Annotated in this window: 16 protein-coding genes; 4 read left to right on the top strand and 12 right to left on the bottom strand. The window is 54.5% G+C overall.

Annotation, left to right across the window (positions count from 1 at the left end):
- Window positions 1–66: 66 nt before the first annotated feature.
- From ACFQDM_RS09545 to ACFQDM_RS09520, 6 genes are all read right to left on the bottom strand, one after another.
- Complete coding sequence (locus ACFQDM_RS09545) at window positions 67–894, bottom strand: FAS1-like dehydratase domain-containing protein (protein WP_377378442.1); 828 nt, start codon at window positions 892–894, stop codon at window positions 67–69.
- Window positions 891–1724: an HpcH/HpaI aldolase/citrate lyase family protein gene (locus ACFQDM_RS09540; protein ID WP_377378440.1), complete on the bottom strand. Its 834-nt coding sequence runs from the start codon at window positions 1722–1724 to the stop codon at window positions 891–893. Before ACFQDM_RS09540 ends, ACFQDM_RS09545 begins: the two co-directional genes overlap by 4 nt.
- On the bottom strand, window positions 1724–2887 hold the full coding sequence (locus ACFQDM_RS09535) for an acyl-CoA dehydrogenase family protein (protein WP_377378438.1): 1164 nt from the start codon (window positions 2885–2887) through the stop codon (window positions 1724–1726). Before ACFQDM_RS09535 ends, ACFQDM_RS09540 begins: the two co-directional genes overlap by 1 nt.
- Before the next feature lie 176 nt (window positions 2888–3063).
- Entirely contained in the window at window positions 3064–5469 is a 2406-nt protein-coding gene (locus tag ACFQDM_RS09530) for a TonB-dependent receptor (protein ID WP_377378437.1), read from the bottom strand.
- A gap of 274 nt (window positions 5470–5743) precedes the next feature.
- Window positions 5744–6652: an SDR family oxidoreductase gene (locus ACFQDM_RS09525; protein WP_377378435.1), complete on the bottom strand. Its 909-nt coding sequence runs from the start codon at window positions 6650–6652 to the stop codon at window positions 5744–5746.
- Between the two features lie 96 nt (window positions 6653–6748).
- A complete protein-coding gene (locus tag ACFQDM_RS09520) occupies window positions 6749–7918 on the bottom strand; it encodes an acyl-CoA dehydrogenase family protein (RefSeq protein ID WP_377378433.1) in 1170 nt (389 codons plus the stop codon).
- A gap of 652 nt (window positions 7919–8570) precedes the next feature.
- On the opposite strand from ACFQDM_RS09520, the gene ACFQDM_RS09515 reads away from it, so the two are divergent.
- From ACFQDM_RS09515 to ACFQDM_RS09500, 4 genes are all read left to right on the top strand, one after another.
- A complete protein-coding gene (locus ACFQDM_RS09515; protein WP_377378432.1) occupies window positions 8571–9404 on the top strand; it encodes an IclR family transcriptional regulator in 834 nt (277 codons plus the stop codon).
- A gap of 288 nt (window positions 9405–9692) precedes the next feature.
- On the top strand, window positions 9693–10892 hold the full coding sequence (locus ACFQDM_RS09510; RefSeq protein WP_377378430.1) for an acetyl-CoA C-acetyltransferase: 1200 nt from the start codon (window positions 9693–9695) through the stop codon (window positions 10890–10892).
- Between the two features lie 4 nt (window positions 10893–10896).
- Complete coding sequence (locus tag ACFQDM_RS09505; RefSeq protein WP_377378428.1) at window positions 10897–12135, top strand: acetyl-CoA hydrolase/transferase family protein; 1239 nt, start codon at window positions 10897–10899, stop codon at window positions 12133–12135.
- A gap of 107 nt (window positions 12136–12242) precedes the next feature.
- On the top strand, window positions 12243–13775 hold the full coding sequence (locus ACFQDM_RS09500; protein ID WP_377378427.1) for an acyl-CoA synthetase: 1533 nt from the start codon (window positions 12243–12245) through the stop codon (window positions 13773–13775).
- Window positions 13776–13851: 76 nt separating this feature from the next.
- On the opposite strand, the gene ACFQDM_RS09495 is transcribed toward ACFQDM_RS09500, so the two are convergent.
- The 6 genes from ACFQDM_RS09495 to ACFQDM_RS09470 all read right to left on the bottom strand — a co-directional run bounded on the left by ACFQDM_RS09495 (window position 13852) and on the right by ACFQDM_RS09470 (window position 25131).
- The gene (locus ACFQDM_RS09495) at window positions 13852–15741 is read right to left on the bottom strand and encodes a PhoX family protein (protein WP_377378425.1); all 1890 of its coding nucleotides are present in this window, start codon (window positions 15739–15741) and stop codon (window positions 13852–13854) included.
- A 21-nt stretch (window positions 15742–15762) separates the two neighbouring features.
- A complete protein-coding gene (locus ACFQDM_RS09490; protein WP_377378423.1) occupies window positions 15763–18678 on the bottom strand; it encodes a TonB-dependent receptor in 2916 nt (971 codons plus the stop codon).
- 254 nt (window positions 18679–18932) lie between these two features.
- The gene (locus ACFQDM_RS09485; RefSeq protein WP_377378421.1) at window positions 18933–20135 is read right to left on the bottom strand and encodes an MFS transporter; all 1203 of its coding nucleotides are present in this window, start codon (window positions 20133–20135) and stop codon (window positions 18933–18935) included.
- 154 nt (window positions 20136–20289) lie between these two features.
- Window positions 20290–21576: an HlyD family type I secretion periplasmic adaptor subunit gene (locus tag ACFQDM_RS09480; protein WP_377378420.1), complete on the bottom strand. Its 1287-nt coding sequence runs from the start codon at window positions 21574–21576 to the stop codon at window positions 20290–20292.
- Window positions 21573–23693: a type I secretion system permease/ATPase gene (locus ACFQDM_RS09475; RefSeq protein ID WP_377378418.1), complete on the bottom strand. Its 2121-nt coding sequence runs from the start codon at window positions 23691–23693 to the stop codon at window positions 21573–21575. Before ACFQDM_RS09475 ends, ACFQDM_RS09480 begins: the two co-directional genes overlap by 4 nt.
- 13 nt (window positions 23694–23706) lie before the next feature.
- On the bottom strand, window positions 23707–25131 hold the full coding sequence (locus ACFQDM_RS09470) for a TolC family outer membrane protein (protein ID WP_377378417.1): 1425 nt from the start codon (window positions 25129–25131) through the stop codon (window positions 23707–23709).
- Between the last annotated feature and the right edge of the window lie 15 nt (window positions 25132–25146).

The following is a 25146-nucleotide window of genomic DNA, read 5'->3' as shown; positions in this document are numbered from 1 at the left end:
GCTTTTGCCAATCATTATTTTATGCGTTCGCCCGGCACACAGACCGAGGCTGAGCGACCTGTTCGCTCATTGCTCCAAAAGCTGAAACTTTCCCTTCATGGTCGCATCACCTTCGCCGCGCTCGATCCACGCGGCGTCATCAGATAGTCGAAGATAAGCGTTCTGCCCGGCAAACAGCGGCGCCGTTCCTCGATAGGAAAATCGGAAATCGGTATGCCCCAGCGTCCCGGCGATGTGGTTCATGAGCAGGCTCGCCTGCATGGGACCATGAACGACCAGTCCCGGATAACCTTCCTCGCGCATCGCATAGTCGCGATCATAGTGAATCCGGTGCGTGTTGAAGGTGAGCGCAGAATAGCGAAACAGCAATCTGCTGTCGGCCTGAAAGGCTTCATCAGCCTTCTCTTGTTCTTCCAGAGGCTGGACCTCTTTTGGCGGTGGCGGGTTACGATAAACCACCGTTTGCGTCTCACTTATCACGGCCTGCTGGTTGCGCTGATACTCATGCGCAATTTCGATGAACAGCAGGTCCCCGCTAGAACCGCTTTTTAGGTCGATCGACTTTAAAGTGGAGGTTCTTTCAATGCGGTCACCAACCTTAAGCGCCGCATGAAATGCGACCTCGCCACCTGCCCACATTCGTGTTGCAAAAGGCAATTCCGGCAACAGAGTGATCCGCTTTGGATGACCGTCCTCGCGCAGCTCGCTACTGGCATTCAGAGGCTGATACATTGTCCAGTGAAAGCCGGGAGGCACGACCGCCACGTCCTCAGAAACGAGATAGGATTCCAGCGTTCCGCGATACTGCTTCAGAGCGTCTTCGGAAACGATATCCGTGCGGCTTTCTGTGTTTCCAATCCACTCCTGGAGTTTCGCCATGTTCAATTCGCTCATGAGGCTACTCCCTGTCGTTCCAGAATACCGCGTGCGCGCTCCAGCACAGGCGCATCGATCATCTCGCCATCGACGGCGACCGCGGTTCCGTCTTTTGTCGAATCGACAACCTTCCGAGCCCAGATGATATCCGCTTCTGATGGTGCGAAGGCCCGCTTTGCCGGGTCCAGTTGTCGAGGATGGATCAGCATTTTCCCGCCGAAACCGAGCGCCAGAGCATGCTCTGCGTCTGCTGCCACGAGATCGGGATCATCGGTTTTGGTTGTGACGCCGTCGAGTGGCGCAAGCTGACCCGAGACCCGCGCTGCAAGCGCCAAAGCCGAACGCGCAAACAGGAAGGCCTCTCGCGTAGAAGCGCAATTCATATCGAGCGCATAATCGACCGAGCCAAATGCCATCCGGTCTGAATGAGCAGCAATTTCAGTCGCTTTATGAATCCCTGCAGCCGTCTCTACGAGTGCAATAAGGGCGACATGGTCCGGAAGTGTCGATCGTATCGCCGACAACATGTCTGCGCCTTCGGCCTTCGGAACCATGACACCCTGAATTGGAAGACCGTTCAGAGCCTCCAGATCGCCTTTGTGCCATGGCGTTGAAACACCATTGATCCGGATCCAGACAGACGCGCCGGACAAACCAACCATTCCGTCAGAGAGGCCTGAACGCGCTGCCTCTTTATCAGCAGCACCGACCGCATCTTCCAGGTCGATGATGATCGTATCCGCGCCGGACGCAGCCGCCTTGGCGAACCGTTCCGGGCGCGTGGCAGGGACGAAAAGTGGAAAAGAATACCTGCCGAGGCTGTCGTCTTTTTTCGTCCCGCCCGTCATTAGAATGACCGCGGCAGTCCGAGAATATGCTCGGCGACGTATGACAGGATCAGGTTGGTTGAGATCGGTGCAACCTGATAGAGGCGTGTTTCGCGGAATTTACGCTCAACATCATACTCCTGAGCGAAACCAAATCCGCCATGCACCTGCAGACACTCATTGGCGGCCTTCCAGCTTGCGTCTGCTGCCAGCAGTTTCGCCATGTTGGCCTGAGCGCCACAGTCTTCATTGGCATCGTAGCGACGGCAGGCCTCGAAACGCATCAGATTGGCCGCTTCAATATCGACGAAAGCGCGCGCAACCGGGAACTGAACGCCCTGGTTCTGCCCAATCGGACGATTGAAAACGACGCGATCTGTCGCGTAACCGACAGCGCGATCAATGAACCAGTAGCCGTCACCGATGCATTCTGCGGCAATCAGCGTACGCTCCGCATTCAGACCATCCAGAATGTAACGGAAGCCTTTGCCTTCTTCACCAATCAGGTTTTCCGCAGGGATTTCCAGCTCATCGAAGAAGACTTCGTTGGTTTCGTGGCCGACCATGTTGTCAATCGGCTTGATTTCCATGCCTTTGCCGAGCGCATCTTTCAGCTCAACGATAAAGACAGACAGACCTTCCGATTTCCGCTTCACCTCGCTTAGCGGCGTTGTCCGCGCAAGCAGGATCATCAGATCGGAATGCTGAACCCGGCTGATCCAGACCTTCTGACCGTTAACAACGTAACGATCGCCCTTTTTGACGGCTGTTGTTTTCAGCTTCGTGGTGTCTGTGCCGGTTGTTGGCTCGGTGACAGCCATCGACTGCAAGCGCAGCTCGCCGGACGCGATTTTCGGCAGGTAGAGCTCTTTTTGTGCCGCCGATCCGTGGCGCAGAAGCGTACCCATATTGTACATCTGACCGTGACAATGTCCGGCGTTGCCACCATTGCGATTGATTTCTTCCATAACAATGGAAGCTTCTGTCAGGCCAAGACCAGATCCACCGAATTCCTCCGGGATCATCGCCGCCAGCCAGCCAGCGCTTGTCAGCGCATCAATAAACTCTTCAGGATAGGTTTCAGCCGCGCCGTGCTTGCGATGATACTCAGCAGGAAACTCTGCGCAGAGTGAGCGGAGGGCTTCGCGAAGTTCATTGTGTGTATCAGGTGCGCTGGTCTTCAACTTTGATTCTCCTGTCAGTTTGGCTGCTTCGAAAATCGTATGCTTTCTGATCCAATCTTCCTAGCCAGCCAGACGTTGAGCTATCCTTCGAATGTCATCTTCATGTCGTTTCACCCTAAAAAAGCAGAGGGTCTCCCAGCAGGACAGGAAGACCCTCTATGCAGTCAGGGAGGAACTTATTTCATCATTTCTGATGGACGAACTGTCAGTCGGATCATGACGTCACGTGGTGGATTCGGCGATACAGCGTACGCACGGCGTCCACCCAGAGGCGCAGTCTGGCCCCAGTTATAGATGCGCTCATCTGTGATGTTGCGCGCAATCAGGTCGAGCGCCCAGCTGTCGTCATCTGCATAGATGCCCACACCGAGGTTGAGCTTCCAATGTGCATCATTGACCATGAGCGGATCGCCGATCGGGTCAGCATTGTGCTCGTCCGTCCAGACCGCTGCACCGTTCGCACGGATGCGGAGCGTTTCGGTCAGACGTTCGTCATAGACAGCGCCCAGCTGGAACGTCCAGTCCGGAGCATTCCGCAGTTCGTCGCCATTACGGTCCTGAGCTTCAAAACCCGTTCCGGCAAGAAGACCGCCAACGTCCGTTGCAGGGTTGTTGTCCACGTCGACATTACAGCCCGCAGGATCAACCGTGATCTGGTAAGCCGTACAGTCTGCGTCCCACTCTTCGTAATAAGCGTCGAGATAGGCGATGTTGGCCGACAGTGTCAGAGCGTCGAAATTCTCCGGAATATACATGGATTCAAATTCGATACCGCGCGTTTTTGCAGCACCCGCATTAAAGACACGTGTTGTCTGGAGCTCTGAATCGAACGCAGACAGCTGGAGGTTAGAATAGTCATAGTCGAACCAGACGAGGTTCAGACGCAGCCGATTGTCCAGCCATTCTGTTTTCGCACCGATCTCGTAGCCATCAACTTCTTCTGGCGCAAAGTCCGTTGCAGTCGGAATGACAGACAGGAAGCGAGAAGCTGTCTGAGACATCGAGAAGCTGCCGGACTTGAAGCCTTCCTTGTAAGACGCAAACAGGTTGATGTTTGACTGCGGCTTATAGCTCAGCGTGATTTCGGGCGAGAAGTCGTCGGCGCTGATATCCGGATTGACGATCAAGAATGGGTCGCCCGCATTCACCGGCACACCGCCGACTGAAAAGCCGTTGCCCTGAGTCATCACACCACGGAAAGACTTGTCTTCCTCGGTGTAGCGACCACCAACAGACACAGAGAACTCGTCGGTTACGTCATACTCGAACTGAGCGAAAGCAGACCAGGAATCGGCCGTGATTTCCTGCGTGTTGAATGGCGTGATGCCACCAGCCAGGACCACAGCGGAATCCTGTGTGATCGTACGATCATCGTAATACGCGCCGACCATAAAGTTGAAGCGGTCATACGTACCGGACAGGCGCAGCTCCTGAGAGAAAGTCTCTTGTTTCTGAGCTTCGCCGAGCGTGATGAGCGGGATTGTGCCGCCAACAATGATGTTGTCGAAGCGCTGGTTATCAAGGTCGCTATAACCGGTGACGCTGGACAGAGTCAGATCATCATTGATGTCATAATTCGCTTCAACGCTGAAAATGGTCGTGTTGTACTCTGAGTACGGCTCATCGCGCCACAATGGGGAGAGCGAAGGATCGAAACCTGGCAGAGCATCCGGATCGACAGACGCGCCTTTGCCGTTCAGCTTACAATCAGAATACGGAGACCATGTTTCAACAGCGGGCGTACATTCAACCAGCTCCTGATACGCGTGGTCATCACCGCGGTTGCGGTGGTAGGTCAGCTTGGCAGTTGCATCAAAATTGTCGGTTGGCTCGAATTTCAGCGTACCGCGCGCAATCATTTCATTGTAGTTCGGAAGCTTCTTGTGAGCCACACCAGGAACCTGGTTTTCCCACCAGCCGTCGGCGTCCGTGTATGACACGGCAAGTCGACCACCGACCGTATCGGAAATCGGTCCGGACAAAACGCCTTCAGCGAACCAGCGGTCTGCGCCTGAAGCATAACCCGCTTTGATTTCTGTATAGAGCTCGTCGGTCGGATCTGCCGTTTTCAGAGCAATGATACCGGCCGTGCTGTTCTTACCGTTGTAAAGCGCCTGCGGGCCTTTCAGGACTTCCGCACGCTCCAGGTCGAACTGACCGACGCGCAGGAATTCGGAGTTGCTGAACTGAACGCCGTCAATGTTGACGGAAACAGCCTGATCAAAGCCAACGCCGACGTTACCGGACTCGATACCGCGCATGTTCAGAACGTTCTGAACGTTGTTACCCTGAACGTTGGTCGTCAGACCCGGTGTCATGAAAGAAATGTCTTCGATAGTCGAAACCGCGTTGCGCTCGAGCGTGCCAGCATCGAAAGCCTGAACAACGACTGGAATATCCTGAACCGATTCTTGACGCTTACGCGCGAAGACCTGAACCGTATTCAGAACGGCGCGCTCATCTTCAACGACTTCTTCAGCGGGTTCAGAACCTGCTTCCGATGCTTGCTCCTGAGCAAGTGCTGGAACGGCAAACAGGATGGCGCCAAGCGCAGTGCAGGCGCGGAGGTACTTCAGATTCATGTCTAATTTTCCCCTATGACACTAAGTCTTTTATCGAGAGATCAACGTCGAGGTTGATCATTATGGACGTCGAGTAGCACGCTATAAATAAAACCGCAATATCGCTGTGCGAAATTTTAATTGTATTTAGTGGAATTCGAAGATCGCCTTTTGTTATCGAATTGCGGCGTGCGGTTTCTTTCCCTTTTCACTTTGCGTAGCCTGCCAAACGCACGCCAATACGCGCATCCGGCAGAGCCACTTGCTTACGTCTTTCGGTAACCGACCTGACTGATCAGACCGGGTCCCACGAGAAGACGTCGGCTGAAACTTCCAGCGGGAAGAAGCTGGACCGCAGCGCGGGCATGGCATGACTTGCAATTTTGTCTTCGGTCCAGCCGTCTGACATCTGCACAGAACGAACCGGACGCACCTGACTCATCAGGAACAATTCATTGTTCCGGACACAGAAGACCTGCCCGTTGACGTCTTTACCGTCATCTGATGCGAGATAATTGACGAGCGGCGAAATCTTCTCCGGCTTCATCTCTTTCAGCTTGGCAACACGCTCCATCTGATCTGGCGTTTCAGCCTTGATGTTCGATGTCATGCGGCTCCACGCAAACGGCGCAATGCAGTTCGAGCGCACATTCCAGCGCTGCATATCAAGCGCAATGGACTTGGACAGCGCCATGATGCCGAGCTTCGCGGCCGAGTAATTTGCCTGAGCGAGGTTACCGATCAGGGCTGAAGTCGATGTCATGTGGATCATCGATCCACCATTCTGCTCCCGGAAAACCGGCGCAGCAGCACGTGCTACATTGAAGGAGCCGTAGAGGTGAACCTTGATAACAGCGTCAAAGTCCTCGAACGACATTTTGTGGAAGAAACCATCGCGCAGAATGCCCGCATTGTTCACGATGGCATCCAGACGACCGAAACGATCCGTTGCGGTTTTCACAATGCCTTCCGCGCCTTCTGTCTCGCTGACGCTATCGGTGCTGGCGACAGCCTTGCCACCAAACGCTTCGATTTCATTCACAACTGCTTGTGCTGCGCCGACATTTTCAGATGTCCCGGACAAGGTTGCACCGATATCGTTTACAACGACCGAAGCCCCGGCCTTCGCTGCACCAATCGCCAGCGCTTTGCCGATGCCGCCACCTGCGCCCGTTACGAGAACGACTTTTCCGTCCAAATTCATCTGAAGTCTCCGCTGGATAAAGACCTCCCGCTTTCACGCGTGAAACGTGAAACCGGGGGACTGTGTTGTTGTGAACTCGTGTCGAGAGAGGCGCGCTTAAGAGGCGACCGCTTTCAACATGTTGCGAGCAATGATCATCTGCTGAATCTGGGTCGTACCCTCATAGATGCGCAGTAGGCGCACATCACGATAAAGCCGCTCAACCGGATACTCCGCGATATAGCCAGCACCGCCATGAATCTGCACCGCGCGGTCCGCAATCCGACCAGCCGCCTCACTGGAGAAGAGCTTCGCTGCAGATGCTTCCAGAACTGCACTGCCTTCTGCATCATATTTCTCAGCAGCTGTTTTCGTCAGGCTGCGCATGGCAAGCAGCTCAACCTGGCTATCCGCCAGAAGCCCCTGAACAAGCTGATGCTGGCCGATTGGAACGCCGAACTGCTGACGCTCAGCAGCATATTTCGCTGACAGATCAACCATGCGCTGCGAGGTACCTGTGGCACAGCCAGACAAGTGGATACGTCCACGGTCGAGCACCTTCATCGCAGTGCGGAAACCCTTATTGAGATTCTCCGGACCACCGATGATTGCCGTTTCCGGCAGTCTTACGTTCTCCAGAATAACGTCACAGGTGCGCGTACCACGCTGCCCCATCTTCTTGTCTGTTTTGCCAAGCATAATGCCCGGCGTGTCAGCTGGCAGCAGGAAAGCGGAAACGCCGCCCGCGCCTTTGTTGTCCGGATCTGTCCGGGCAAGCAGCGTAAACATGCCTGCGCGAGATGCGTTCGTGATGTAACGCTTCGTGCCGTTGATGACGAAGTCAGATCCGTCGCGAACCGCAACCGTCTTGATATGAGCTGCATCCGATCCGTTGTCTGGCTCCGTCAGCGCGAAGGAAGAGATAATCTCACCAGTCGCAAGCTTTGGCAGCATCATCTGCTTTTGTTCTTCTGTACCGTCCATAACGATACCCTGCGAGCCAATGCCAACTGTTGTACCAATCAGCGAACGGAAAGCGAGCGACGCATAGCAAAGCTTCTCAAGAACCTGCGTCTCCTGACTCATGCTAAGGCCGATCCCGCCATATTCTTCCGGAATGGAAATGCCGAAAAGACCGAGCTCACGAATTTCCTGAACAATCTCCTCAGGGATTTCGTCATTCTCTTCGACCTGCTCCTCGGCAGGAATGAGACGCTCGCGCGTATATCGATCGACCGTATCCAGCAGTTGTTGGAAAATATCGTCGTCAATTCCAGGATTGCTCATAGCTACTACCTTCTCACTCCATTTTGCCGAAAGAGATGCCTCACGGCAGCTCGTTTCGGTCCGGTGCTCATCTGTCAGGTCCTGCGAGGCGCGGCAGCTAGCGCCTTGGCCACGCGTTTCCTGAAATGCGTTCGGTGTTTGGAACGGAAACCACCGGCTTTCAGACAGCCGATTTTCGGTTTTCCAGTTTCAACTCCCCAATTTTTTTTGCCTTGGTAGCTTCGAAAGCAGTCGGCCGCAATACCGCAGAGCAAAATTTTTATTTCATTTTATTCGATGCACGATGTTGCACTGGAGATACACGCCTAAATGGCTATCTGTTATTGCGGAGATCTTGTCCCGCTTGAGCGCGTGAGGATCACCTGCTCTAATGAGCGCGGTGAAGGCATTGTTCTATGAAGCAGTTCAGCGACGAGCAGACAGCCAGCGAAGCTAACGAGGCCGCGCAGATCAGTTTCGCCTGACAAAATTTCTTTTTTGCCGTGCGTGTTTAAAATTACAAAATTGCTTGTGTAGTTGTGCTGTCATTGTCAGAATGTTTGCGGGGAGAAACGCTCGACGCATTCAGAATAGCAAGATGTCGACGATAAACGACCACCAAATCGATAGAAAGCTGACTTTATAGAGGCAGCATTGAAGGGGATCTCGCAAGATGTCAGAGGCGCAGACGTCAAAAATTAAAGATAAACGTTCGCCAGAGGCACGCCAATACGAATCATTTTCTGAACTTGAAGAGAAATATGAGAACGATCGAAAGTTCATCTGGTCTGTTGCGCGGACTTTAAAACTTCTCCAGGCGTTTCGGCCCGGCCATGGCGCGCTTGGAAACAATGAATTGTCGGAACGGTCAGGCATCAGCAAGGCGACCGTGACACGTATCACCTACACCCTGACTGAACTCGGCTATCTAAAGAAAGACGCGTCTCGGAAGTACTTCCCAAGCCCGCGGCTCTTATCGCTAAGCTATTCCGTCCTGGGAAATCTGCATATTCGCCAGCTCGCACAAGGCCAGATGCAGGAGCTTGCCAATATCTCTCGCGCCTCAGTCGCGCTCGCCTGGCCGGATGACGACATGATGATCTACGTCGCCGCAAACACAGCGACAGCCTCGGATTCTCACCTGCTCGATATTGGTACGCGTGTGTCCATGGCCAAAACAGCCACCGGACGCGCAGTACTCGCGAAACTTCCCAAAGACCAACTCGATGAAAAGTTCGATCGCTGGTCTGTCCTTTACGGCGCTGACTGGCCCGCACTGAAGGACCGCATTCTGAAATCCATAGACGAGGTCAACACGCGCGGCTTTTGCCTGGTGGACGGAGAATGGCGCCCGAACGTCCGAACCGTCGCAGTTCCGATTTATGATCGTCGCCACGAAACCTATCTCGGACTCAATTGCGGCGCCCCCGTCTATAACAGCTCTATCGAGGAGATGGAGAACCAGTACGGCCCACGCCTCGTTCATATCGCTCAGACACTTCGATAGTTGATTTTAACGAGCGCCTCGGGTGCTCAGGCTGACCACGCGAGGACTCCACAAGCTTTCGCTAGCCGCAACAAAGATTTTACTCTGCGGTATTGCGGCCAGCGTTTTCGCATGATAGCCATCCCAAAAAGAAACTCCGGAAAGGAGACGGGGAGGATCGCGACAGCAAGCCTTCCGACAATGCAATGTCGGTAAATGGCCAGCTCAACTTCCACTTCGCTCTTCTTGCAGACGATAACGAAGCCTTTTGCCCGATAACGGCGGGAGGTTCATAGAGAGGATTGAGCCATGCGCCGAGCAGCTATTGTCAGCCCGAAACGAACCGCCGTGGGTGGCTTCGGGAAGTCCTTGCGTGACGCACCTGTGGAATTGCTCGGTTCAACCGTTGTCAAAGCCGTACTGGAAGAAACCAAGCTCGATCCTGCGCTCATTGAAGACGTCGTCTTTGCTCAGTCTTATGCGAATAGTGAAACACCTTGCGTCGGACGCTGGATTGCGCTCGCCGCTGGGCTGCCGATTGAGGTGCCCGGCATACAGCTGGACCGCCGTTGCGGCGGCGGACTTCAGTCGATTGTGACGGCGGCCATGATGGTTCAGTCCGGCGCATGTGACGTCGTTCTGGCAGGAGGTGTCGAAAGCATGTCGAATATCGAATACTATTCGACAACGCAGCGCTGGGGATCACGCGCAGGCAATGCCACCCTTTATGATCGCCTGGATCGGGGCCGCGAGCGCTCACAACCCGTCGAGCGCTTTGGTTACATTTCCGGCATGATCGAGACTGCTGAAAATCTCGCAAAGGATTACGGCATTTCCCGCGAAGAAGCGGATGCCTTTGCTATCCGTAGCCATCAGAATGCGGCGAAAGCACAAGCTGACGACAAATTTGCCAACGAAATCGTACCAGTCGCTGTCCCGCAGCGAAAAGGTGACCCGATCATCTTTAGCAAGGATGAAGGCGTTCGCTCAGATAGCACGCTGGAAGCCATGGCAAAGCTGCGCACCATTGCTAAAGACGGCACCGTGACGGCCGGCAACGCCGCGCAGCAAAATGATGCTGCGGCCGCATGCCTGATCGTTTCTGAAGAAAAAGCCAAAGAGCTCGGCCTTGAGCCCCTCGCCTATCTGGTTGGCTGGTCTGCAGTTGGTTGTGAGCCCTCCCGTATGGGTATTGGTCCTGTGCCAGCAACGCAAAAAGTGATGCAAAAGGCAGGCCTGTCGCTCAAGGATATGGGGCTTGTCGAAATCAACGAGGCCTTCGCAGTTCAGGTTCTGTCTTGCCTGAAAGCGCTCGAATGGAATGACTATCAGGACAAACTGAACGTGAATGGCTCAGGCATTTCGCTTGGCCACCCGGTTGGCGCGACAGGCACGCGGATCATGACAACGCTGCTTCATGAGATGAACCGGCGCGGTGTTCAGTACGGTCTCGAGACCATGTGCATTGGCGGCGGACAGGGCATGGCTGCTATTTTCGAACGCGCCTAAGCTCATGCGCCCCGGTAAGGAAGTCCAGATTGCAGATCTCGATTGGCCTTCGCTGATAAGTGAAGGCCGTCAGGTTGTCTGGTCGCAGGGAACCGCAGAACCGGTCACGCTGACGCAAAACCTGATGGCCGCGCGTGAGCGTATCGGGTCGTTTTCAGCCTTCGTCGGATTTTCCTTTGGCAATTCTGTCAGTCCCGATCACACCGACCGCGTTTCCTTCCAGTCATATTGCGGCACCGCCAACAACAGTAAGCTCCGTGAGCAACTGGATATCCTGCCGATCCATTATTCGGAGCTCTCTTCTGAACTCGGACAACGTAAGCCGGTTTTACTGCTGTCGCTTGCAGAAGGGCAGGACGAAAACAGTTTCAGTTTCGGACCGGCAGCTGATTTTACAGCAGATCTCATCAACTCCGCCCATCTCGTCATCGCCGAGGTCAGCTCGAAAGCGCCAAGGACCAGCGGAGGCAATGATGTTCGGCGCGACCAGATCGATTTCATCGTGCGCACCGATACGCCATTACTTGCCCCACGGGCCGTATCTCCGACAGACGATGAAGCCAAAATCGCAAGCCTGATTGCAGGCATGATTGAAGACGGCTCAACGCTCCAGATTGGTCTCGGCTCTCTGCCAATTGCCATTATGCATGCGCTGCGCAGCCACAAGGACCTCGGGTTTCATTCCGGCGTCTTCGTTCAGGAAGTGGCCGATCTGATGGATTCAGGCATCATCAACAATGCGCGCAAGCGTTTGGACACCGGCATCAGCACTGCCGGCATTCTGAGCGGAGACCAGTCTCTGCTCGACTGGTGCCATGATCGTAAGGATCTGCAGTTGCGGCCCGTCAGTTACACGCATGACGTTGGTGTGCTGTCACAGATTGATCGTTTCGTCGCATTGAACTCAGCCATTGAAGTCGATCTGACCGGACAGGTGAATGCCGAACTCGCTGCCGGGCGCTATCTGGGGGCTGTCGGCGGTGCGCCCGCATTCATGAGAGGCGCCGCGCAGTCGAAAGGTGGTCTGGGCATCATTGCGCTTCCTTCAACAGCAAAAACCAGAAGCCGCATCGTCAACAAGCTGTCCGGCCCTGTGAGCACGGCTCGCAGCGATGTCGGATTTGTTGTGACGGAAAATGGCATTGCCGACCTTCGCGGCGCATCGCTCAGCGAACGACGGGACAGACTAATGGCCATTGCGCACCCCGATTTTCAATCTGATCTCGATGCAGGATTGCTCTGACCAAGAGGGCGTTTTGCTGATGACAGGCTCGAACCAAACTGCCGCAAGGCCACAGACAGTCAAAAGCTGCTGACCAGAAAAAACTGATACAAGCCCGGAGGAAATAGATGCACCCTCGTATTTTTGCCGAACAGACCCCCGACAAGCCAGCGGTTGTGATCGCAAATGGCGGCCCGACGCTCAGCTATGGTGAGCTCGAGGCCCGCGCCAATCAGGCTGCACACCTCTTCCAGTCACTTGGCGTCAAGCGCGGCGACAAGGTCGCAATGTCGCTGGAGAACTGCCTTGAAGTGTTTGAGTTCGCCTGGGGCGCACAGCGTATTGGTGCACTCTATATCGCGATTTCTTCCCGCCTGACCGCAGACGAGATTTCCTATATTCTGGATGATAGCGGATCGAAGCTCTTCCTCGGTTCAGACTATATCGGTGAAGCACTGGACAAAGTGCCTGAAAAACTGCCTGGTCTGGCCTACTTTACAAAGGACGGCGCTCACGGGGCGTACAAATCCTGGTCTGAGGCACTCGACGCCCAACCAACCACGCCAGTCGAGCATGAGAGCATCGGCCTCGACATGCTCTATTCATCGGGCACGACGGGTAAGCCGAAAGGCGTCCTGCCAGCACTGCCGCCCGAAGACACACCCCTGATGACGGAAGACAAGCTGGCGCTGTTGATCAAAACCTTCTTTGGCGCTGACGACTCGACGGTTTATCTTTGCCCTGCACCACTCTACCACGCAGCCCCTCTGCGATGGTCGCAATCCATTCACCGACTGGGTGGCACTGTGGTCGTGATGTCAAAATTCGACTCCGAAAATGCGCTTGAGCTGATCGAGAAGCATAAAATCAATGTCGCTCAATTTGTCCCGACCCACTTCAACCGACTGCTGGCTCTCGATGAAGATGTCCGAGCCAAGTACGACGTCTCGTCCCTAAAAGCGGTAGTCCACGCTGCAGCGCCTTGCCCGATTCCGGTCAAGGAGAAAATGATCGATTGGTGGGGCCCGATCCTCTTCGAATACTATGCCGGTTCCGAAGGCAATGGCATGACCTTCATCAACTCTGAAGACTGGCTGACCCACAAGGGATCAGTCGGCAAAGCCATAAAAGGCATCATGCACATCTGCGATGAGAATGGTGATCCCCTGCCACAGGGCGAGGAAGGTCTGATCTATTTCGAAAAGGGCGATCAGTTCAGCTATTACAACGATCCTGAGAAAACGGCTGAGGCAACAAACAGCCGCGGCTGGACCACACTGGGGGATGTTGGCCGACTGGATGAGGACGGCTTCTTGTACCTGACCGATCGCAAGAGCTTCATGATCATCTCCGGCGGCGTAAACGTCTATCCGCAAGAGATTGAGAACCATCTGATCACCCACCCGAAGGTCGCGGATGCCGCAGTCATTGGCGCACCGGATGAGGATATGGGTGAAAAAGTGGTCGCAGTCATCCAACTGCATGATCACGATCAGGATCATGACGAGACACGCACGGAACTGACGAAGTATTGCCGCGAAAGCCTGTCTGGCATCAAGACGCCGCGTCAGATCGACTTCCGAAAGGAACTGCCTCGCGCTGAAACCGGAAAACTCTACAAGCGCCTGCTGCGCGATGAGTACTGGAAAGACGCCAAGTAACCAGCAAGAATGTCAGCTGAACATAAAAGAGCAGAGGGCAAACGCTCTCTGCTCTTTTTATGTGTCAGCGCCCCCCTTAGTCGCCAACCAGACGTCCATCCGGACGCGAAATCGCAACGATAGACGGTCTCGGCGGAAGACCATCATCAAAGTCGGGCCAGCGTGTCGACACATGGCTTAGGGAAGCTGAATCCTCACCGGGATGCTGGATGCCCAGCAGCAGCGTTCTTCCTTCTTCGATAAACGTCGGACTGCAGCATTCAGCTCCTGACGGCGGCGCATAAAAAAGCTTCGGCAATGCGCGCGCATCCCCCACCAGATCCATCGCATAAAGACCATCATGACCGGAAGGCTGAACACCATCTGTACATACCCAGAGCCGTCCGCCCGGATCAAACCCAATATTGTCCGGATCTGTGAACCAGCCATTCGCTGATGTCTGCCCGTGAAACTGAGCGCCGTGCCCCGCATTCGAAGGATCCCCGCATAGCGCCAGCACCTCCCAATCGAAGACATCAGCAGCATGATCCAAGCCGCCCCCGGTCTGCGGCGGCTTCAGTTCCAGAAGATGGCCGTAGCGATTATTGGCGCGCGGATTGCCAGGCACGGCTTCGCTGCGATCGGCGTTGCTTGTAAGCGCAACGATCACCGTTCCCGTCACAGGATTAGGGGCAAAGCCCTCTGGCGAATCCATCGGCGTCGCACCAACCAGATCTGCTGCGTGTCGGGTGTTGATCAGAACATCAGCCTGAGAGTGAAAACCATTATCCGGCGTGAACGGTCCCTTCCCGAAAACAAGCGGGATCCATTGCAGCAATCCGCTGTCGGTAAACCGTGCAACGGAAAGAACACCTTCATCGAGAATGTCTGCGTTTTCCGTCGCTCCACCCGGTCGGACCGGCTTGTCGCTGACAAATCGGTAGCAATACTCAAACTCCCAGTCATCGCCGAGATACACAACGACGCGTCCATCAGGTGCAAGCGCCGTCGCAGCGCCTTCGTGTGCAAACCGCCCCAGAGCTGTTCGCTTGACCGGGACCGAGTTAGGATCGTTCGGATCGATTTCGACGACCCACTCAAAGCGATTGGGCTCATTTGGCTCGTTCGCGAGATCAAAGCGCGGCTCAACCCTTGCCCATCCCCAGCGATCATTTTCCGGTTCATCATAATAGTAGCGACGCAGAAGCGCTTCATCCGGCAGACCATCAACCTTGCCATGGAAGATCCAACCGGCCCCCTCTTCGCATGTGAGGATTGTTCCCCAGGGGGTCACGCCGCCATTACAGTTGGATAGCGTACCAAGCGCTGTCAGACCTTTGGGATCATACCCGGTTTGCAGCTTCGGATGCCCCGCAGCAGGACCAGAGATACGCATTGGCGTGTTCGCCGTAATCCGCCGATTGAACCGCTCGGATTTCACCACAGTCCAGGAACCATCCTGTTTTCGCAGTTCAACAACCGAAGCGCCCACACTCGCGATGGTCACGGCGACCTGCTCGTCGCTCATATCTCTTGCAGCGGTTTCTTCGGTCAGTCCCGGCCACATCAGATGCGGATTTGGGTATTCATGGTTTGCAAAAAGAAGTCCGTGGTCATCTGAATTATCGAGCGGCAAAAATGCCAGAAAATCATTGTTCACACCGAATTGCCGAGCCGCAATCTCGGCGGTCAGCGCTGATGGCGAAAATGCCGGCGCATCGTCGAAAAGCGGGTCACCCCAGCTTATGATACGCTGCGACCGGTAGCCTTCGGGGAGAACTTCACCCGGCGTCTTGAGTAACTCAATTTCGCGAAAGGTCAGACTGGATCTTGCGTCTGGCACCGCACAGCCACCGAGCGCTAGCCCCATCACACCGAGACCAGCGCCCTGTAGCAATCGTCGCCGGGAAACGAGGCTGCCCAACGGTTCAGCCTCTGTTCGTTTTTGATATGGGCGGGAAAGCCCGCGATCATTTGAAGCCAACATGCGATCCCGCCCCTAAATCGCCTAGAATTCCAATGTGACGCCGAAGGTCACTGTGCGACCGTTAAAGGTGATATCCTCCGGATATCGACCCCCTTTTCCGAGCGTTTTGTGAACGACCGGATCAAGCCCATCGTCCAGAATATCGATGGCATTCACATAGAGATCGACTTTCTCGGTCAGGGCGTATTTGAACTGACCATCCAGTGTTTCATAAGATTGCTGGTATTTATCGATGAGATATGGCCCGAGCTCTTCCAGGGAATCTCCGCGAAACGTGTAAGCCAGGTTCGCTTCTACACCGTATTTTTGGTAGGTCAGCGCCACGGTGCCAACATAGTCAGGCGCATTGAAGAATGGCACATCATCGCGTCCTTCAAGGCCTGTATCGGCTGATGTTTCCTGCAGCGTCAGGTTGGCATAAACGCCGAGGCCGCCAAATGGTCCTTTCAGCCCCGTGAACTGGTTCATGTAAGCCAGCTCAAGGCCGTAAACTTCGGCTCGGTTCCCGTTAAAGACAGTCTCAACTTCGATGTTGTAACCCGGGAAGCGCGCTTCGAGTTCGGCGCTCGTGGTTTCACCTTCCGGTGCGGAGTCGATGAAGATGAAGTCCTCAATCGACTTGTAGAAAACACCGCCCGAAATCATACCGATACTGCTGAGATAATATTCTGCGCTGAGATCAAAGTTCCAGGCGTAAGCCGGCTTCAGATCCGGATTTCCAAGGAATGCTTCCAGCGAGTTGTCATCTTCGATCTCGATTTCCGTTGCCGCATTCAGGAATACGAACTCCGGACGTGCAAGTGATGTGAAAGCAGCACCACGGACCACGAATTTGTCAGTCGGACGGTAGTTCACCTGTATACGCGGCAAAATCTGCGTGTTGTCAGAAGTGGATGTGCGTGCCTGAACGGTTTCTCCGTCCTCATCTTCGATGACCTCAAAGCCATTTGAAGTGAAATCCAGGTATTCTACGCGAACACCGCCGATGAACTCAAAATCACCGTGAACAGCCTCAGCCATGAGATAAGCCGCATAGAGATCTTCCTCCGCCTCATAGCTATCCTCATCCGGCGGGTCTCCATCATAAGCATTCTCAAGAATGCCATCAGCAACAAGTTGCTGACCGATGTTGCGCCAATTGCGGATGTAACCCGGGTTCAGCCGTAGAATCTGCCCGTAAGGCGAGCCAACATCTGACGTATCCAGATAACCACCCTCGAAGCCGGAGCCGACAAGCGCCAGATCACCTTCCGCTTCGAGTACGTTTGCTTCAAAGAGCTCACGCTCAGATCTCTGATACTTTGCCCCGGCCTTGATGTAGGAAAGCCATGTGGAGTTTGGTTCATACGTCGTATCGAACTGAGCGATGTATTTCTCGTCCTTGGAATCGTCGAGATCGATATCATTCCCACCCAGCACGAAGTTCGATGGATCACGGATGGCAGCCTGATCTTCCTCGCTCAGGATTGGCTGCGGGAAGTAATTATCCGAGTAGTCGTACAGAACGGGACCAGACAACTCGTATTCGAAAGCGACTTCATAATCGTTCGGTTCTTCGAAAATCCCCCGGGCATAACCGACCGAATAGTCGAATGTGAAATTGTTGTGCGACGTCGTACCACCGACGGTCAGCGTGCTGTTCGTAAAGACCGATTCTTCGTACTCACTGCGGACCTGATAGACTGTGCCGCCTTCCGGATCGAAGACACCATTCTGATAGAGCTCGTCATCGTCAGCAATGATGAAGAAGCCGCTGCTCAGCTCGATATCTTCCAGACGGTTATAGCTGCCTTTCAGATACAGGCTGGTGTTTTCATCCAGACGATAATCGAGTGCGATTGATGCGCCGATATTCTCGCGTTCATTGTCGAAATTACCAAGACCGAACCACCAGGGAATGAGCGTATTATCGCCGCTCATATCGATCGGTTCACCTTCATCCTGCTCAAAATAAGGAATATACTCCTCATCCTGCAGGTTGTTGTAACCCATTGTCTGGCGCTTGTTGTACGTGCCGGAGATCAGCACACCAAACTCATCACGCGCACCAAATGTATCACCGAATGTCGCGGAAACCTTGCCACCGAGATCTTCCGCGAAATCGTTGTAATTGCCCTCAAGATTGAAACGGATCAGACGTTCATTCAGGTCAAATGCCGAACCGGTTTCAAGCTCAACGGAACCACCAATGCCGTCCCCGTCCATATCCGGCAGGAGGGTTTTGTTGACGACGATCTTGGACAGTGCGCCTGCCTGAACCACGTCCAGCGGGACACGACGTGTGTCTGTGTCTGTCTGCGCGACATTCACACCGTTAAGCTTGAAATTGTTCAGACCGGAGTCGAGCCCTCGAATAGAAATATAGCGGCCCTCGCCGCCTTTTTCTTCCCGGTTGATCGCCACGCCAGGCACACGTTGCATCGCTTCAGCTGCGTTTGAATCCGGAAACCGACCGGCCTGGTCGGCGGAGATCACGTTGGACAGATTGGACGCCATACGCTGTTGGTTCAGGGCAGATGCCTGAGACGATCGCTGCCCTACGACAACAATACCTTCCAGTGTCATGGTGTTCGGCATAACCACGCGAAGATCTGTGGTTTCGGCTGCCGAAACAACAACCTCCTGCGCATAGTCGGCCAGACCAATATAGGAGACGGCGAGTGTATAGACCCCCGCTGGAACATTCTTGAACTCGAAGCGTCCTCCGTTTTCCGTTGCAGACACATCCCCGGTCTCAACGATCATCAGCTGCGCACCCGTCAGCGGAGTTCCGGTCTCACCGTCAATCAGACGCCCGCGCACCTGACCGGTTTGTTGCTCCTGCGCATAGGCAGCACCTGGCACCAGTCCCGCCATCGCCAAGGGCATAGAGGCAAGTGCGAACACGCTGGCGCGCAAGACCTGCCTGAATGAATTTCCGAATACTCTGTCCACCATCTTCCGTCTCCCACTTAGCATTCCCGCAAGGTGTTTGGAGACGTCCCAGGCAGAGCAACAGCTACAGAAGACCTTCGGGCATCATCCAAACTGGATATTGCCTCGAACTTCTAAGCCCTGGTCTCTTGCAGATTTGAACGAACGCATTGGAGCGTCTCTGCAAAAAGAAGTTGCCGGTAAGCCGAGCAAGGCCTGATTACGCAAGCTGCTCTCAGCGAACAATGTTTTTTATGTGAAACTTTTTTGGCGGTCCTTCAGGCTCGTTTTGGCCGGGATGAACGTCGTTTCTGCCAAAGTTCCCAAAGCGCAAAAGCAATGAGATAGAGGCCGCACACCTGATAGACTTCCAATACTGTCAGCCTACTGAGCAATACGGCGATCACGATATTGAACAGGACCGAGAAGCTCTCAATCACAGCGCTCATGACGGAAGTGCTGGTCGCCCGGCTGCCGCCGTCAAGCGCGCGTTGAAAACGTGCCATGGTCAGCACGAACAAGGGCGCGAGCAAGATATAGGAAAAGGATAAGCACAGAAGCGAAACCAGCCCTGAGCGATCACCTGAAACCGCAAGTGCACAGCCACTCAGTAACGGGATGAGCCAGAATATGCAGGGCAACCGTTCGAGATGACTGGCGAAATAGGCAAGCGCCGTACGGGCTGTTCCCATGACCGCCACAGCGACGCCAATCGACCAGACAGGAAGCCCAATGGCCAGCAGGAACAATTGGTTGAAGTCTTCCAGCGTGCTTAGGAAAGTGACGCCCAGAACGACGTAAAGTGTCACGTACCGAAGTTCTGGTTTTGAGGCGTACTCCTGCCATGTATCAAAGATAAGGCCCGGCACACCGCTGAAAGAGCCCCCGCCTGACAGGCCTTTCTGCTTTCGAACGTCGACAAGAAACAATGCAGCGACCGCGCAAACGGCAAGCGGCAAAAGCGACACCCAGAAGGCAAGCTCCAGATTATAGCCTGCGATAAGCCCGCCTATTGCCGCACCTGATAAAGTCGCGCCATCCTGAAGAGCGCGCTCCTTGCTGAGTATATTGCTGTAGCGATGCAGTTTGTCCGCAGCTGCAACCTGCTCATAGAGCAAAGCTTCCTTTGTCCCCGAGCGAAGCGCCGAGGCCAGGGACCAGAAGATGATCCCCACGAAAAAGAGATAGGGAACGCCCTGTGTCCCCGCCAGAATCCAGATCACAAAGCATGTGCCTTTCAACAAAGGCGCAAGCGTGAGCAACAGACGGCGGTCGACAAGGTCGGACAACAGACCCGCAGGAATCTCAAAGAGGATGATACCCGCAGCCCAGAGCGCCAGAATAATGCCTATGAGTTCCGGGGCTGTGCCCTTCAGTTGAAAGTAGGCCGGGAAAATTGCGTAACCGAACATGAAGTCATAGCAAAAGACGTGCAGAAAATACGCAATCAGGGTTCTTTCGAAACGGTGCGTTGATGCCACGACCCTGATCCCCGAAATTGCTGCGACCTCACCGGCGCCCCTTTAGTATGGCTTATGTCGATGCACCAGTCAGTTGTCGACACACTTTCTAACGACCTAGCCTGAGTGGGCACGTTCAGATTGAAGCATTTCAGTTAGCTGGAAGCCTAAAGGATCATCGCTCTGTAAGGGCTTCCTGACGGGCTTTGTTGATCGGCTTCAGGAGGTAGGACAGGATTGATTTGCGCCCGGTGAGGATTTCAGCCTGAGCAATCATGCCCGGGATAATCGGGTATGCCTGTCCGTTTCGCATCAATTGAGACCGGTCTGTCTCGATCTGCACGATATAGAAAGCTTCACCGCTTTCCTTATCAACGAGACTATCAGCAGAGACATTGGACACTTCGCCATCAAGGCCGCCGAAAATCGAAAAGTCATATGCCGTGATTTTCACAATGGCTTTCTGACCGGCACGTACAAAAGCAACATCACGCGGTGAAATGCGGGCCTCAACAAGCAAGGTATCTGCCGTTGGAACGACACCGGCCAACACAGAGCCAGGCTCGACATAGGCACCAATCGTATTGATGTCCAAAGTGTTCACCACCCCGTCCACCGGAGAGCGGATGTCGGTTCGACGCACACGATCTTCAGCGCCCTCAATTGTGTTCTTCACAATGGACAGATCAGCAAGGACCTGAGCCTTTTCAGCCAGCGCTTCCTGACGCAGTTCAATCATCACATTGTTGGCAGTCAGTTGAGCTTCGTTGATAGCTTCGCGAATACGCGGCAGGCTTTCCCGATAGACGCTCAGTTCGCCCTTGAGGTCGGTCAGCTCCCGCTCTGTCTGAAGGACTTCGCTTTCCGCGATAAGCTGTTTGGCCTGCAAAGGAGCGAACAGTTCCAATTGGCGCTCCACGCCGGCGATATTGTCCTGCAAGCGCGTGATATTGGCCTGGACCTCGGAGAGCTCGCTGCGTTTCTGAGAAACACGCGTCCGAAGCACCCCAACGTCGTTATAATAGGCTTCACGGTCTGCGTTATAGAGCTGGGCTTCATTCAAACATACAGATGGATCAATAGCCTCAATCTGCTCCGGACACTTAAAGTCCGCATCCAACTGACCCGCTTCCTTCAGGGACAATCTCGCGAGCTGAGCTTCCAAAGCCCTGCCCCTGGCAGCGGCCTCGCCCAATGTGGACTGTGTGGTGACGTTCTCCAATTGCACCAGCAAATCACCTTTGCTGACCGCCTGGCCAAGGCGCACTGAAATTTCCTGAACGATTCCGGGTTCAGATGTCTGTACAATCTGCGTTTTTGAAACGGGAATGACCTTCCCTGCGCCGCGCGCGATCTCATCGACCTCCGCCCAGGCAGCCCAGAGCAGAAAACTGGTGATCGCGAGGCCTGCGAACACCAGAATAAACCGCGCAAAAAACGGAGCAGGCTCAGGCTTCTTCATCCCTTCCCTCCCCGCTTCATCGCGGCAATGACATCCCGCTTCGGTCCATCAGCAACCACTTTGCCACGATCCATCACCACAAGCCGGTCAATCAGTTCCAGCATGGAATGGCGGTGCGTCGCCATAATCAGGGTTGTTTCAGGCGTGAAGGCGTCTTTCAGGCATCGGATCAATTGCTGCTCACTTGCCAGATCCATCGCGCCGGATGGTTCGTCAAGGAAGACGATCTTAGGCTGCGACAGTAAGAGCCGCGCGATGGTGAGGTTCTGCTTTTGCCCGGTCGACAGATTATTGCCCCGCTCTCCAACCGGCATATCGAAGCCGCGCGGATGGGACTCAATCAACTGGTCCACACCTGTCTTTGCGCAAACTTCCAGAAGTTCCTCATCGCTGACATCTGCGCGTCCGAGGACCAGATTGTCCTTCACGGTTCCGGAAAACAGATCCGAAGATTGCCCCGCAATCGACACAGCAGACCTGATTTCCGCAACATGATACTGGCGACTGTCGACGCCATCGATCAGCAGATGCCCCCCGGTTGGAACGTAAAGCCCTCCCAGCAGGCGACCAATGGTCGTCTTACCAGAGCCGATCCTGCCAATAATACCAACACGCTCGCCCGGTGACACCGACAACGAAAACCCATCAATGACGGCGTGTTCTGCGCCCGGGTATTCAAAAGACACGTTGTCGAACCGGAAACCGCCCTGCCTCACCTCACGATTAACAAAACCCGTTGTCGTCGGCGTGTCTTCTTCGAGTTCCATAATGCCGTTCATGATACGCAGCGAAAGAAGCGCCTGACGCAGACGTGCGAGCGTCATGGCAATCTGTGACATTGGCGCGCTCGCCTGGCTGGCCAGCATCACTGTCGCGATGATTGCGCCCATCGCCATATTGCCTTCCGCGAAGGCGTAAGCGCCCCCAATAATGATGGCAATGCGCGTCATCTGCTGAACAAAACTTGTCGCATGGGTCGCATTGGACGAAATCTGTTTGATCTGTTCAGATGTCCTGCTCGCATTCAAAGACAGCTCACGCCAACGCCGAAGCATCAGCTTCTCTGCACGCAGACTCTTGAGCGTTTCGATCGTCGAGATCGATTCGACCAGAAGCGCCTGACGGCGGGCACTTTCATTTGCTGCTGCGTTGACGCGCTTTCCAATGCGAGCCTGTGCGACAAAGCCAATCAGAATTGAAATGATAAGTGCGATGACCGGAATAATGACCAACCATCCACCGATCAGATATATCACCGCCAGAAAGATAAAAATGAACAGGCTGTCGATAAGGACGCTGATGGTGTTGGACGTAAAAAACTCCCGCACAAACTCATACTGCGTGATGCGGCTCGCATACTCCCCGGTAGAAAGCGGGCGATTGCTCAGCGATGTGTTCAGCACCTTTTCAAACAGCACATGCGAAAGCCGCAGATCTGCCTGGCGTCCGGCGTGATCGATCAGCTCTGCACGGGCTGTCTTGAGAGCAAAATCGAACAGGAAGGCAATACAGATGCCGGCTGTTAGAACCCAGAGCGTAGAAATAGCGTTATTTGGCAAGACGCGATCATACACATTCATCACAAACAGAGGTGAGCCAAGCGCGATCAGGTTGATAAACAGAGCGGCTATGCCCACTCTCACGTAGTTGCGCCAGAAAGGTAAAAGGCAGGCAACGAGCCAGTGCCGACGGTCAATACGGCCCGCTTGCCCGACAGTCATATCCTCGGCGTGATCTGCATAATGCTTGCGAAACGCGAACCCGTGCGTTGGTTTGCGTCCCTCGGGAATTTGCGTTGTTTCAGCTACCTCATCAGCTTCGTCTTCGAGAAACGCGGCGGCGTCGCCGTCTTCAAAAAGAAAGATCGCAGGCGCCTCAAACCGCCCGGATTGACAGTCGCGGGCCGTCAGAAATTCGACGTCCAACCCAATACGCTCTGCAAGACGTTCGACGTCTTCAGTCGATTGTCCTGTCAGCGTTTCTTCTGGACAACCCGAGAACAGGACCGTTTCAGATGTCGGCCGCTCAAACCACCGCGCAACCTGTTGAAAAGCAGTCTTGAAACCGTCTGTTTTTGGCGCGTCCGGGACTGGCGGGACGACAAGAGTGGCATCCATGCGTTAGCTCGTCCTATTCCCCTTGCGCTTTTGGCTGAAGGCCAAAGCGAAGTGGTGCCTGTTCAGACGACTTACGTTTGTAGATCTTGTCCTCATCGGTCTCAGCGACATTAAAGGCCTTGCGAGCATAAGGCTCAGCCTGAGAAATCATCTGGCCTTCGAGAATATTTGTCAGCTCCCCCATCGCCGCAAGGATCTTGTACTCTGCAAACATGGCTGAAAATTCAGACGTCTTTGCGAGCGTTGCGGTATTCAGGCGTGCATTCTGGGCATCGAGCACATCCAGAAGTGAGCGACGGCCAACACGAAACTGTTCCTGATAGGACGAAACAAGCCGGTCATTTGCATTGGACTGGCGCAGCAGGGTCTCGCTGAGCTCTTTCTGATTTGTCCGTTCGCTCCAGGCCATGCGGACAGACTGTTCGATTTCACGATATGCGATCTCAAGCCCGAAGCGACTTTCACTGGCCCGGCGGATTTTCTCTTGCTCATTGGCTGCGCGAACGCCGCCGTCATAGAGTTTCCAGCGCGCAACAATTCCCGCTTCAAACGATTCATTGTCACCCTCGAAACCGGTGGTGTCCTCACCGGCAGTAGCACTCAGTTTCAGACCGATTGTCGGCAGATATGCGCTGCGCGCGCCTTTGACGGCGGCATCAGCTGCATCGATATCAGCGCGCCCTGCCTTCACAGACGGATTATTGAGATGCGCCACGGCGATCGCATTTTCCAATGTGAATGGGATCGCACCGGAGATCGAGACAGGCATGCTTGTTTCACCGATCGGCTCGCCGACCAGCGTCGCGAAACGAATAGCAGCACTATCGAGGTCCTCCTGTGCCTGCACCAGACGCGAATTTGCCGCTTCATAACGCTCAAGCCCCTGAAGACGATCTGCGTCCGTGAGCGCGCCGCCTTCAATCGCGGCGTCAATATCTGAGAGGAACGATTCGTGGAAGGTTCTGTTCTCTTCCGATATCGCAACAACTTCGGACTGCAGCAGGTACTCAAGATAGGCCTGAACGGTTTCCAGCGCGAGCACTTCTGAACGCTCCTGCACGCGGAAGGCAGCACTATCAACGCGAGCCGCAGAACGCCGAATTTCGGCCTGAGACACGCCACCGTCATACAGTGTCTGACTGAGTGTTGCCGACGCATAAGCCGGCTCAAGATTGCGGTAGAGACCACCTGTGGTCGGGCTCTTAAGGCGACGTTTGGCATAACCGGCTTCGAGACCGACACTCGGCAAATAGCCCCCTCTTGCCTGCCGAAGCTCAAACTCGGTTGCTTCGCGGTTCTCTCCAGCCTGGAGAATCTCCGGGTTCGTCGTCAGCGTCTTTTCGACGGCCTCAGTCAGGCTCATCGCAGAAGATGGAAGCGCTGCAGCAGCAAGGCCAGACAATGCGCAGGTCAGGAATAGAGAAGAGATCTTGGACATGCTGATACTGTTTCC

The organism is Ponticaulis profundi, from assembly GCF_042659465.1.
Lineage (GTDB): Bacteria > Pseudomonadota > Alphaproteobacteria > Caulobacterales > Hyphomonadaceae > Ponticaulis > Ponticaulis profundi.
This window is presented reverse-complemented; position numbering and strand designations above follow the sequence as displayed.